General features: G+C 62.7%; 8 protein-coding genes. All 8 read left to right on the forward strand.

The window, feature by feature from the left end; all coding sequences use genetic code 11:
- Positions 1–78: 78 nt before the first annotated feature.
- Positions 79–390: a LysO family transporter gene (locus RDM88_RS08320; RefSeq protein ID WP_308754396.1), complete on the forward strand. Its 312-nt coding sequence runs from the start codon at positions 79–81 to the stop codon at positions 388–390.
- Positions 387–986 (forward strand): lysine exporter LysO family protein, encoded by a 600-nt coding sequence (locus tag RDM88_RS08325; protein ID WP_308754397.1) that lies wholly within the window; start codon positions 387–389, stop codon positions 984–986. The genes RDM88_RS08320 and RDM88_RS08325 overlap by 4 nt, the downstream gene beginning before the upstream one ends.
- A gap of 404 nt (positions 987–1,390) precedes the next feature.
- Positions 1,391–5,149 (forward strand): DNA-directed RNA polymerase subunit beta, encoded by a 3,759-nt coding sequence (gene rpoB / locus RDM88_RS08330; protein WP_308754398.1) that lies wholly within the window; start codon positions 1,391–1,393, stop codon positions 5,147–5,149.
- Positions 5,150–5,207: 58 nt separating this feature from the next.
- On the forward strand, positions 5,208–8,795 hold the full coding sequence (rpoC, locus tag RDM88_RS08335) for a DNA-directed RNA polymerase subunit beta' (RefSeq protein ID WP_308754399.1): 3,588 nt from the start codon (positions 5,208–5,210) through the stop codon (positions 8,793–8,795).
- A gap of 177 nt (positions 8,796–8,972) precedes the next feature.
- Positions 8,973–9,398 (forward strand): 30S ribosomal protein S12, encoded by a 426-nt coding sequence (gene rpsL / locus RDM88_RS08340; protein WP_006873007.1) that lies wholly within the window; start codon positions 8,973–8,975, stop codon positions 9,396–9,398.
- A 129-nt stretch (positions 9,399–9,527) separates the two neighbouring features.
- Positions 9,528–9,998 (forward strand): 30S ribosomal protein S7, encoded by a 471-nt coding sequence (rpsG, locus tag RDM88_RS08345; protein ID WP_308754400.1) that lies wholly within the window; start codon positions 9,528–9,530, stop codon positions 9,996–9,998.
- Between the two features lie 113 nt (positions 9,999–10,111).
- Positions 10,112–12,178 (forward strand): elongation factor G, encoded by a 2,067-nt coding sequence (gene fusA / locus RDM88_RS08350; RefSeq protein ID WP_308754401.1) that lies wholly within the window; start codon positions 10,112–10,114, stop codon positions 12,176–12,178.
- A gap of 119 nt (positions 12,179–12,297) precedes the next feature.
- Positions 12,298–13,500 carry an elongation factor Tu gene (gene tuf / locus RDM88_RS08355; protein ID WP_308754402.1) on the forward strand — a complete coding sequence of 401 codons (1,203 nt, stop codon included), beginning with the start codon at positions 12,298–12,300 and terminating at the stop codon, positions 13,498–13,500.
- The last annotated feature ends 58 nt before the right edge of the window (positions 13,501–13,558 follow it).

A 13,558-nucleotide genomic window follows, 5' to 3' on the forward strand; every position in this document is an offset into this window, starting at 1 on the left:
CCCGCCGTCCGCCGCCGCGGGCGGCGGCCTCCCGGCCGCCGGGGCGCGGCAGATTTTCCAACAGTCAGGATGGTTGATTTGTTTGACTTCTTAGGCCCCTTTTCACTGATCGTCTACTTTGCGGCCGGCATTCTCATCGGCGTGACGGTCTTCCCGCTCAGATGGCTCCGGCTCAACGGCTGGCTCCAGACGGCGGGCATCGCGCTCACCCTCTTTTCGATGGGCGCGTCGATGGCTGGCAGCCCCACCTTCCTCGCCGATCTGCGCACGGCGGGCGTGCGCGCCCTCCTCTTCGCGGCCGCCACGATCGCGGGCTCGGTGCTGCTGGTCTACATACTCTCCCGGATCGCCCTGCCGCGGCGGGAGCGGGAAAAGGAGGATGCGGAATGATCCTCTTTGCGCTCGGCAGCCTCCTGCTCGGCATCCTGTGCGGGTGCTTCCTCTTCCCGCCCGAGGCGGTCCCGGTGATGGACCGGCTCATGTCCTACGCGCTCATGCTGCTGCTCCTCTCGGTCGGCATCGAGGTGGGCACCAACAAGACGGTCTTCCGCAAAATCCGCGAATACAACGTGCGCATCCTCGTCATCCCCTTCGGAGTGGCGGTCGGCTCGATCGCGGGCGGGCTGCTGCTCGGCTTTTTCCTTGGGATGCCGGTGAACGAGAGCGCGGCCGTCTCCTCCGGGTTCGGCTTCTACAGCGTGTCGGCGGTCATCCTGCGGGGGCTCGGCGGCGCGCAGCTCGGGACGGTCGCGTTCATGACCAACGTCCTGCGCGAGCTGATGGCCTTTCTGATGATCCCCTTTGTGGCGCGGCATTTCGGGCGCTACGCGGTGGTCGCGCCGTCGGGCGCGACCGCGATGGACACCACCCTGCCGGTGATCGCGCGGGCGACCGACGACGAGACGGCGCTGATCGCGGTGATCTCCGGCGTGGTGCTCACGGCGCTTGTGCCGGTGCTCGTGCCGCTCCTCTACAATTTGCTCTGAACCGAAAACCGGCCGCCCGCGGGGCGGCCGGTTTTTGGTCATAAAACGGAGGGCGGCTTTCCGGCCGCGCCGCCGGATCATCAAAAAAACCGGCCCAGCGGGCCGGTTTTTTGTCGGATTGGAGCATACGGTTTTCCTTGACAGGATTGACCGGATGTGGTAAACTAATATACTGTATCAAAATGGCTATTTCTGCGGAGATTTAAAAAAATTATAGCACGTTTCGACAGATTTGGCAATAGTGAACTGCAAAATTTACGGGAGATTCTTTGAAATCCTGTCTGTTTTGCACAACATTGTGGATAGATATCTCTGGCGCCGGTGCCGGGCGCGGCGGATCGTACGTCCCGGGTCGCAAAAAATTTTCCGGGGCGTAAATCAGAAGAATGGAGTGAGCAAAGCCTATGGTGAATGTCAAGCCAGTAACGCAGGGCAAAACGACTCGTATGAGTTTCGCGCACATCGACGAGGTTCTGCAGATGCCGAACCTGATCGAGGTGCAGAAGAACTCCTACCAGTGGTTCCTTGACGAGGGGCTCAAAGAGGTGTTCAAGGACGTTTCGCCGATTACCGATTATCAGGACAACCTGGTGCTCGATTTTATCGACTATCGTCTGGACGACAAGCCGAAGTACACCATTGAGGAGTGCAAGGAGCGCGACGCGACCTATGCCGCTCCCCTGCGTGTGCGTGCGAGCCTGCTCAACAAGGAGACCGGCGAGGTCAAAGAGCAGGATATTTTCATGGGCGATTTCCCGCTGATGACGGAGAGCGGCACCTTCATCATCAACGGCGCGGAACGCGTCATCGTTTCGCAGCTGGTCCGTTCGCCGGGCGTCTACTACGGCGCGGCGCACGACAAGAGCGGCAAAGAGCTCTACAGCGCCACCGTCATCCCCAACCGCGGCGCGTGGCTGGAATATGAGACCGACTCCAACGATGTCTTCTACGTCCGCATCGACAAAAACCGCAAGCTGCCGGTGACCACCTTCATCCGCGCGCTCGGCCTGGGCTCCAACGAGCAGATCATCGAGTTCTTCGGCGACGACGAGCGGGTGATGGCGACGCTCGAAAAGGACCCCACCGCCAACACCGAGGAGGCGCTGCTCGAGGTCTACCGCAAGCTGCGCCCCGGCGAGCCGCCGACGGTCGATTCGGCCCAGAGCCACATCGACGCGCTCTTCTTCGACCCCCGCCGGTACGACCTCTCCAAGGTCGGCCGCTACAAGTACAACAAAAAGCTGTCCCTGCCGCCGCGCATCCTGGGCAACACCCTCGCGCGCCCGGTGGCGGACCCGATGACCGGCGAGCTGATTGCGGACGCCGGCACGGTGCTCTCCCGCGAGCTGGCCGAACGGATCGGCCGCAGCGGCGCGGACACCGTATACCTGAGCCTCGGCGAGGACCGCGAGCTCAAGGTCATCTCCAACGGCATGGTGGACATCAGGGACTTCGTGTCCTTCGACTGCGCGCCTCTCGGCATCAACGAGAAGGTACGCTTTGCCGTGCTGCGCGAAATTCTCGAGCAGAGCGAGGGGGAGGACGCGCTTCGGGAGGCGATCGCCTCCCGCCGCGACGAGCTCATCCCCAAGCACATCATCAAGGACGACATCTTCGCCTCGATCAACTACCTGTGCGGGCTCGGCCACGCCATCGGGACGGTGGACGACATCGACCACCTCGGCAACCGCCGCATCCGCTCGGTCGGCGAGCTGCTCCAGAACCAGTTCCGCATCGGCTTTTCCCGCATGGAGCGCGTCATCCGCGAGCGGATGGCGACCCAGGCGCAGGACATGGACGTCGTGACCCCGCAGGCGCTCATCAACATCCGTCCGGTCGTGGCCTCGATCAAGGAGTTCTTCGGCTCCTCGCCGCTCTCCCAGTTCATGGACCAGACCAACCCCCTCGCGGAGCTCACCCACAAGCGCCGCCTGTCGGCGCTCGGACCAGGCGGCCTCTCCCGTGACCGCGCCGGATTCGAGGTCCGCGACGTGCACTACAGCCACTACGGCCGCATGTGCCCGATCGAGACCCCTGAAGGCCCGAACATCGGACTGATCTCCTACCTCGCGACCTTCGCGAAGATCAACGAATACGGCTTCATCGAAGCGCCCTACCGCCGCGTCGACAAGGAGACGGGCGTGGTGCTCGACGAGGTCGAGTATATGACCGCCGACATCGAGGACATGTATATCGTGGCGCAGGCCAACGAGCCGCTCACCGACGACCACAGGTTCGCCAACGAGAAGGTCAGCGTCCGCTACCGCGACGCGGTCATGGTCTGCGAGCGCGAGAAGGTCGACTACATGGACGTCTCGCCGAAGATGGTCGTCTCGGTCGCGACGGCGATGATCCCCTTCCTCGAGAACGACGACGCCAACCGCGCGCTCATGGGCGCGAACATGCAGCGCCAGGCGGTGCCGCTGCTCGTGCCGGAGGCGCCCATCGTGGCGACGGGCATGGAATACAAATCCGCCGTCGACTCGGGCGTCGCGGTCGTCTCCAAGCACTCGGGCGTCGTGGACGCGGTGTCGGCCGACGAGGTCGTCATCCGCGACGGCGACGGCGAGCGCCACCCCTATCACCTGATCAAGTTTATGCGTTCCAACCAGGGGACATGCATCAACCAGCGCCCCATCGTCGCGAAGGGGGAGCGGATCGAGGCCGGCCAGGTCATCGCGGACGGACCCTCCACCGCGGGCGGCGAGATCAGCCTCGGGCGCAACATGCTCGTCGGCTTCATGACCTGGGAGGGCTACAACTACGAGGACGCGGTGCTCATCAACGAGCGCCTCGTCAAGGACGATATCTACACCTCGATCCACATCGAGGAATATGAGATCGAGTCCCGCGACACCAAGCTGGGACCCGAGGAGATCACCCGCGACATCCCCAACGTCGGCGACGACGCGCTCAAGGAGCTCGACGAGCGCGGCATCATCCGCGTGGGCGCCGAGGTGCGCGCCGGCGACATCCTCGTGGGCAAGGTCACGCCCAAGGGCGAGACCGAGCTCAACGCGGAGGAGCGCCTGCTGCGCGCGATCTTCGGCGAGAAGGCGCGCGAGGTGCGCGACACCTCCCTGCGCGTGCCGCACGGCGAATACGGCATCATCGTGGACGTGAAGGTCTTCACCCGCGAGAACTGCGACGAGCTCTCGCCGGGCGTCAACATGGTGGTCCGCTGCTACATCGCCCAAAAGCGCAAGATCTCGGTCGGCGACAAGATGGCCGGCCGCCACGGCAACAAGGGCGTCGTTTCCCGGGTGCTGCCGCAGGAGGATATGCCCTACCTGCCGGACGGCCGCCCGCTCGACATCGTCCTGAACCCCCTGGGCGTTCCGAGCCGCATGAACATCGGCCAGGTGCTCGAGGTCCATCTCGGGCGCGCGGCGGCCGAGCTCGGCTGGAAGGTCATGACCCCCGTCTTCGACGGCGCGAACGAAAACGACATCGCCGACTGCCTTGAGCAGGCGGGCCTGCCGCGGGACGGCAAGACCTGGCTGCACGACGGGCGCACGGGCGAGCTGTTCGACCACCCGGTCACCGTCGGCTACATGTATTACCTCAAGCTCCACCACCTGGTCGACGACAAGATCCACGCCCGCTCCACCGGCCCCTACAGCCTCGTGACCCAGCAGCCGCTGGGCGGCAAGGCGCAGTTCGGCGGCCAGCGCTTCGGAGAGATGGAGGTGTGGGCGCTGGAGGCCTACGGCGCCGCCTACACCCTGCAGGAGATCCTGACGGTCAAGTCGGACGACGTGGTCGGCCGCGTCAAGACCTTCGAGGCGATCGTCAAGGGCAAGAACGTGCCGAAGCCGGGAATCCCGGAATCGTTCAAGGTGCTCATCAAGGAACTCCAGTCGCTCGGCCTGGACGTGCGCGTGCTGGATAAGGACGATCAGGAGATCGACCTCAAGCAGACGTTCGACGACGACGAAAATATGGGGCTGACCCCTGTGGATGACTCGCTGATGGACGGCGTCGAGGTGGCCTCCGAATTCGAGGACGGCTTCGACATCGAGCATCCCGACACGGAGGGCGAACCCGAGGGGGACATCGACCTGCTCGATGTGGACCTGGGGGACACGGACCTCGAGGAGAGCTTCGACCCGATCGAGGCGCTCGGCCTGGACGGCATCGCGAGTGAGGACGACAGTTTCTGAGGCGCGCACAACAGAATCACCGGCGCGTCCACACTGATTAGAAGAGAGGGGTTCGCATTTGGAATTCAACGTTTTTGAATCGATAAAAATCGGACTGGCGTCGCCCGAACTGATCCGCGAGTGGTCATGGGGAGAGGTCAAGAAGCCCGAAACCATCAATTACCGCACCCTCAAGCCGGAACGGGAAGGCCTTTTCTGCGAAAAGATCTTTGGACCGACCAAGGACTGGGAGTGTTACTGCGGGCGCTACAAGCGCATCCGCTATAAGGGCAAGGTGTGCGAACGCTGCGGCGTCGAGGTCACCCGCGCCAAGGTCCGCCGCGAGCGCATGGGCCACATCGAGCTGGCCGCGCCCGTCAGCCACATCTGGTATTTCAAGGGGACCAGCTCCCGCATGGGGCTCCTCTTAAACATGTCCCCCCGCCTTTTGGAGAAGGTGCTCTACTTCGCGTCCTACGTGGTGATCGACCCCGGCATCACGAACCTCAAGAAGTACACGCTGCTCTCCGAGAAGGAATACCGCGACCTCAAGGAGGCCTACGAGGACGATTTCCGCGCCGGCATGGGCGCGGAGGCGATCAAGGAGCTGCTCGCCGAGATCGACCTCGACCAGCTCTCCGACGAGCTCAAGACCGAGCTCGAGACCGCCGCCGGCCAGAAGCGCGTCAAGCTCCTCAAGCGCCTCGAGGTGGTCGAAGCATTCCGCCAGAGCCGCAACCGCCCCGAGTGGATGATCCTCGACGTGATCCCCGTGATCCCGCCCGACATCCGCCCGATGGTCCAGCTCGACGGCGGCCGCTTCGCGACGAGCGACCTGAACGACCTCTACCGCCGCGTCATCAACCGCAACAACCGCCTGAAGAAGCTGCTTGAGCTCGGCGCGCCCGACATCATCGTGCGCAACGAGAAGCGGATGCTCCAGGAGGCGGTCGACGCGCTCATCGACAACGGCCGCCGCGGCCGCCCCGTCACCGGGCCGAACAACCGCCCGCTCAAATCCCTCTCCGACATGCTCAAGGGCAAACAGGGCCGTTTCCGCCAGAACCTGCTCGGCAAGCGCGTCGACTATTCGGGCCGTTCGGTTATCGTCGTCGGGCCGGAGCTGCGGATGTACCAGTGCGGCCTGCCCAAGGAGATGGCGCTCGAGCTCTTCAAGCCCTTCGTCATGAAGCGGCTGGTCGACCTCAAGGTCGCCACCAACATCAAAAACGCGCGCAAGATGGTCGAGCGCGCCACCGTCAAGGACGTGTGGGACGCGCTGGAGGTGGTCATCAAGGACCATCCCGTGCTTCTCAACCGCGCCCCGACCCTCCACCGCCTGGGCATCCAGGCGTTTGAGCCGGTCCTCGTCGAGGGCCGCGCGCTTAAGCTCCATCCGCTCGTCTGCACCGCCTACAACGCCGACTTCGACGGCGACCAGATGGCCGTGCACGTCCCGCTTTCGGCGGAGGCGCAGGCGGAGGCCCGCTTCCTCATGCTCGCCGCCAACAACCTCCTCAAGCCCTCCGACGGCAAGCCCGTCACCGTCCCGACGCAGGACATGGTGCTCGGCTCCTACTACCTGACGATGGTGCGCGACGACGAGCCGGGTGCCGGCAAGGTCTTCCGCGACTTCAACGAGGCCACCATGGCCTATCAGGCGGGCGTCGTCGGCCTGCACGCGCCGATCAAGGTGCGCATCACCAAGCAGGTGGGCGACGAGCGTATCTCCCACATCGTCGACACGACGGTCGGCCGCATCATCTTCAACGACCCCATCCCGCAGGATCTCGGCTATGTCGACCGCACCGACCCGGACCACGTCTTCGACCTCGAGATCGGCTTCCTCGTCCGCAAGAAGGAGCTCGGGAAGATCATCGACCGCTGCATCCACACCTACGGCACCGCCAAGACCTCCGAGATGCTCGACCGCATCAAGGCGCAGGGCTTCAAGTACTCCACCAAGGGCGCGATCACCGTTTCGGTCTCCGACGCGGTCATCCCGCCCGAGAAGGCGCAGTACATCGCCGAGGCGGATAAAAAGGTCGACGCGATCAAGCGCCAGTACGACCGCGGCTTCATCTCGGACGACGTGCGTTACGAGCGGGTCGTCTCGACATGGAACGAGTGCTCCGCGAAGGTCAAGGACGCGCTCCAGAAGACCTTCGACGAGCGCAACCCGATCTTCATGATGGCCGACTCGGGCGCCCGCGGTTCGATGGACCAGATCCGCCAGCTCGCCGGTATGCGCGGCCTGATCGCCAACACCTCCGGCCGCGCGATCGAAATCCCGATCAAGGCGAACTACCGCGAGGGACTCAACATCCTGGAATACTTCAACTCCTCCCGAGGAGCCCGCAAGGGCCTGGCCGACACGGCGCTGCGCACCGCGGACTCGGGCTACCTGACCCGCCGCCTCGTCGACGTTTCGCAGGACGTCATCATCCGCGAGCACGACTGCGGCACCCATGAGGGCATCGTCGTCTGCGACATTGTCGACAGCGGCCGCGTCATCGAGGATATGTGCGAGCGCCTGATCGGCCGCTACGTGGCCGACGACCTCGTCGATCCCAGGACGGGCGAGGTGCTCGTCACCCGCGACCGCATGATGACCGAGGCGGACGCCCGGCGCATCCGTGACGCGGGCTTCACCGAGGTGAAGATCCGCACCCCCCTCAACTGTGAGGCGAAGATCGGCGTCTGCGCCAAATGCTACGGCGCGAACCTCGCGAACGGCCAGCCGGTCGGCGTGGGCGAAGCGGTCGGCATCATCGCGGCGCAGTCGATCGGCGAGCCGGGCACCCAGCTGACGATGCGTACCTTCCACACGGGCGGCATCGCGTCGGCGGCGGACATCACCCAGGGTCTTCCGCGCGTCGAGGAGCTGTTCGAGGCCCGAAAGCCGAAGAACAGCGCGGTCATCTCCCACCTCGACGGCGTCGTCTCGTTCGAGAAGGACCAGAAGGGCGGCGACTTCGTCGTCGTTACCGCCGACGACGGCGAGCGGTTCGAGCGGCAGATCGTCTACGGCTCCACCCTGCGCGTGTCGGAGGGCGACCGGGTCGTGAAGGGCGAGCAGATCACCGAGGGCGCGGTCGAGCCCAATGAGATCCTCACGGTCTCCGGGCATCTGGCGGTGCAGGACTACCTGATCAAGGAGGTCCAGCGCACCTACCGGACGCAGGGCGTCGACATCAACGACAAGCACATCGAGGTCATCGTCCGCCAGATGATGCGCAAGGTGAAGATCGACGACGGCGGCGATACCGCGCTGATCACCGGCTCGAACATCGACAAGACCGAGCTCGCCCGCATCAACGCGGAACTCGACGCGCGGTGCGCGCAGGACGGCGGCGAGTGCCGGCACGCGACCGGCATCCCGGTGCTGCTGGGCATCACCAAGGCGTCGCTCGCCACCGAGAGCTTTATGTCGGCGGCCTCCTTCCAGGAGACGACCCGCGTGCTGACCGAAGCGGCCATCAAGGGCAAGGTCGACAAGCTCCAGGGCCTCAAGGAGAACGTCATCATCGGCAAGCTGGTGCCGGCCGGCACGGGCACGATCGATTACGACTGCCTCGAGGTCGTGAACACCGCCGAGGGCCACACGGACCGCAGCGACTACGATTTCATCGGCTCGCTGAGCAGCGACGACATGCAGACCGTCTGAACGGGCTTGTGAATTCCTCTGAATTTTTCAAAAATCTTTCGTACGTATTGACAAGATGCGAGCGGAAGAGCTATAATTAAAAACTGTGAGATTGACTCATTTACCAGATTTCACCGGGGCGGAGCGCCAGCTTCGCCCCGTGGAAATAAAGTCTATTATTATGTAAGGAGGTGCAATATGCCAACCTTTAACCAGCTCGTACGTAAGGGTAGAGAGGTTACCGCAAAGAAATCCACGGCTCCTGCGCTGCTGAAAGGATGGAACGCCAAGAAGCGCGTCGCCATCGATCAGACTTCCCCGCAGAAGCGCGGCGTCTGCACGGCTATCCGTACTTCGACCCCGAAAAAACCGAACTCTGCGCTGCGAAAAGTCGCCAGGGTCAGGCTGTCCAACGGATTTGAGGTCACGTCCTACATTCCGGGTATCGGCCACAACCTTCAGGAACACAGCGTGGTGCTGATCCGCGGCGGACGTGTCAAGGATCTGCCTGGTGTTCGTTACCACATCATCCGTGGTACGCTCGACGCGCAAGGTGTTGCGAAGAGGATGCAGGCCCGTTCCAAGTACGGCGCGAAGCGTCCGAAGGCTGGTGCCAAGAAGTAATAAAACAACTGATAATCTGCCAGTTTCAGGCTAACATATAGATGTGTGCAGCCGGGATTGGCACGAACGGGAGTTTTGTCACTTTCGAGTACCAATGATTTCATACTAATTATGAAGGAGGGAAGCGAAGTGCCAAGAAGAGGTCAAATTGCAAAACGTGACGTTTTGCCTGACCCGCTGTACAATTCCAAGCTGGTGACACGCCTGATCAACAACATCATGTATGACGGCAAAAAGGGCGTGGCGCAGAAGATTGTATACGGTGCATTCGACATTGTCAAGGAAAAGACCGGCAAAGACCCGCTGGAGGCGTTCGAGCAGTCGATGGAAAACATCATGCCCGTGCTGGAGGTCAAGGCCCGCCGTGTCGGCGGCGCGACTTACCAGGTGCCTATGGAGGTCCGGCCGGAGCGCCGTCAGACCCTGGGCCTGCGGTGGCTCTGCACCTATTCGCGCAACCGCGGCGAGAAGACCATGAAAGAGCGCCTTGCCGGCGAGATCATGGACTCTCTCAACCAGCAGGGCGGCGCGGTCAAGAAACGCGAGGATACCCACAAGATGGCCGAAGCCAACAAGGCGTTCGCACATTATCGCTGGTAATCCGCTTTCTTTGCGCGGCCGCGTGAGCGGCGGCGCGGAGTGTTTTATTTCGTTCCCCGGCGGCGTCAGCGTCAGCTGTTCCGGCGTCGGAAAGCAAATTAAGGGAGGACACTATGCCTAGAGACGTATCTCTGGAATTAACCCGCAACATTGGCATAATGGCCCACATTGACGCCGGCAAGACGACGACCACCGAGCGTATCCTGTACTACACAGGCATCAACCACAAGATCGGTGAGACCCACGAGGGCACGGCGACAATGGACTGGATGGCGCAGGAGCAGGAGCGTGGCATCACGATCACCTCCGCCGCGACCACCTGCTATTGGAAGGGCCACCGCATCAACATCATCGACACCCCCGGACACGTGGACTTCACCGTTGAGGTCGAGCGCTCGCTGAAAGTGCTCGACGGCTCGGTGACCGTCTTCTGCGCCAAGGGCGGCGTCGAGCCCCAGTCGGAGACTGTGTGGCGCCAGGCGAACAAATACCATGTCCCGCGCATGGGATATGTCAATAAGATGGACATCATGGGCGCGGACTTCTACCGTGTCATCGACATGATGCGCCAGCGCCTCAAATGCAACGCCGTCCCGATCCAGCTTCCGATCGGCGCCGAGACCTGGTTCAAGGGCATCATCGACCTCATCGAGATGAAGGCCGACGTCTATTATGACGACCTTGGAAAGGACATGCGCGTCGAGGAGATCCCCGAGGACATGCGCGAGAAGGCGGAGCAGTACCGCGAGGAACTGCTCGAGCACCTCTCCGAGTGCGACGAGGCGTTCATGGAGAAGTACCTTGCGGGCGAGGAGATCACCACCGACGAGATCAAGACGGTGATCCGCAAGTCCACCATCGCCAACACGATGGTCCCCGTCTGCTGCGGCACCTCCTATAAGAACAAGGGCGTCCAGAAGCTGCTCGACGCGATCGTCGACTACATGCCGGCTCCGACCGACATCGAGAACGTGAAGGGCACCAACCCCGAGACGGGGGAGGAAGAGGACCGCAAGGTCAGCGACAACGAGCCGTTCTCCGCGCTCGCCTTCAAGATCGCGACCGACCCGTATGTCGGAAAGCTCTGCTTCTTCCGCGTCTATTCCGGCACGCTGGCGGCGGGCTCGGGCGTCTACAACCCGAACAAGGACACGACCGAGCGAATCGGGCGCATCCTGCAGATGCACGCCAACCACCGGAAGGACCTTGAGGTCTGCTACTGCGGCGACATCGCGGCGGCGGTCGGGCTCAAGAACACCACGACGGGCGACACGCTCTGCGACCCCAAGCACCCGCTCATCCTCGAGTCGGTCATCAACCTGGCGATCGAGCCGAAGACCAAGGCCGGCCAGGAGAAGATGGCGATCGGCCTCGGCAAGCTGGCCGAGGAGGACCCCACCTTCCGCACCTACACCGACCAGGAGACCGGCCAGACGATCATCGCGGGCATGGGCGAGCTCCACCTGGAGATCATCGTCGACCGCCTGCTGCGTGAATTCAAGGTCGAGGCGAACGTCGGCAAGCCGCAGGTCGCCTACAAGGAGACCATCCGCAAGCTGGCCGACGTCGACCACAAGTACGCGCGCCAGTCGGGCGGTAAGGGCCAGTACGGCCACGTCAAGATCCGCATCGAACCCAACGAGAGCGGCAAGGGCTACGAGTTCGTCAACGCGATCGTGGGCGGTGCCATTCCGAAGGAATACATCGGTCCGATCGACCAGGGTATTCAGGGCGCGATGCAGGCGGGCGTGCTTGCCGGCTATCCGGTCGTCGACGTGAAGGTCACCCTTTACGACGGCTCCTACCACGAGGTCGACTCCTCCGAAATGGCGTTTAAGATCGCCGCCTCGATGGCGTTCAAGATGGCCATGCAGAAGGCCGACCCGGTCCTGCTCGAACCGATCATGAAGGTCTCCGTCACCACGCCGGAGGACTACATGGGCGACGTCATCGGCGACCTGAACAGCCGCCGCGGACAGATTCAGGGCATGGACGCCGTCTTCGGTGCGCAGGAGATCAGGGCGTTCGTCCCGCTCTCCGAGATGTCCGGCTACTCCAACGACCTGCGCTCCAAGACGCAGGGCCGCGGCAACTATGTCATGGAGCCCAGCCACTACATCGAGGTTCCGAAGTCGATCGCGGAAGGAATTATGTCCTCCAGGGGCAAAAAAGCCGAATAAGACTTGCTTTTTCCCCTGCAAATTGGTAGAATACAAGCATCAGGCCCGGCGGACTACCAGCGCCGGCACAGGAATATCCCCGTAAATAAAATTCTTGATCATAAGGGAGGAAATTTTCGATGGCAAAGGCACATTTTGAAAGAAACAAGCCCCATGTCAACATCGGTACGATCGGACACGTCGACCACGGCAAGACCACGCTGACCGCGGCGATCACCAAGGTCCTCGCGATGAAGGGACAGGCCCAGTTCGAAGCGTATGACATGATCGATAAGGCCCCTGAAGAGAGGGAGCGCGGCATCACCATCAACACCGCGCACGTTGAGTATGAGACCGACAAGCGCCACTACGCGCACGTCGACTGCCCGGGACATGCCGACTACGTCAAGAACATGATCACCGGCGCTGCGCAGATGGACGGCGCGATCCTCGTCGTCTCCTCCGCCGACGGCCCGATGCCCCAGACCCGTGAGCACATCCTGCTCGCCCGTCAGGTCGGCGTTCCCTATATCGTCGTCTATATGAACAAGGTCGACCAGGTCGACGATCCCGAGCTGCTTGAGCTCGTTGAGATGGAAATCCGTGAGCTGCTCTCCAGCTACGACTTCCCCGGCGACGACATCCCCATCATCAAGGGTTCCGCGCTGCAGGCCCTCGAGTGCGCCAGCACCGACCCGAGCGCGCCCGAGTATGCCAGCATCCTCGAGCTCATGGACGCTGTCGACGACTACATTCCGACCCCGGAGCGCAAGGCCGACCTGCCTTTCCTGATGCCTGTTGAGGACGTCTTCACCATCACCGGCCGCGGCACCGTCGCCACCGGTCGTGTTGAGCGCGGCCAGCTGAAGACGGGCGACGAGGTCGAGATCGTTGGTCTGTCCGACGAGAAGAAGAAGACCGTCGTCACCGGTATCGAGATGTTCCGCAAGATCCTCGACTACGCCGAGGCGGGCGACAACATCGGCGCCCTGCTCCGCGGCATTCAGCGCACCGAGATCGAGCGCGGCCAGGTTCTCTGCAAACCCGGCTCGATCCATCCGTACACCAAGTTCCGCGGCCAGGTCTACATCCTGAAAAAGGAAGAGGGCGGCCGTCACACCCCGTTCTTCAACAACTACCGTCCGCAGTTCTATTTCCGTACCACCGACGTGACCGGCGTCGTCTCCCTGCCTGAGGGCGTTGAGATGTGCATGCCTGGCGACAACGTCGAGATGGACGTTGAGCTGATCACCGAGATCGCGATCGAGGAAGGCCTCCGCTTCGCGATTCGTGAGGGCGGCCGTACCGTCGGTTCGGGCGTCGTCATCAAGATCAACGAATAAGATTCCATAAAAAGCGGCCGCCCATCGGGCGGCCGCTTTTTTCCGCGCGTGAAAAAGG

The organism is uncultured Anaerotruncus sp., assembly GCF_902490045.1.
In the GTDB taxonomy this organism is placed as follows: Bacteria; Bacillota; Clostridia; order Oscillospirales; family Ruminococcaceae; genus Anaerotruncus.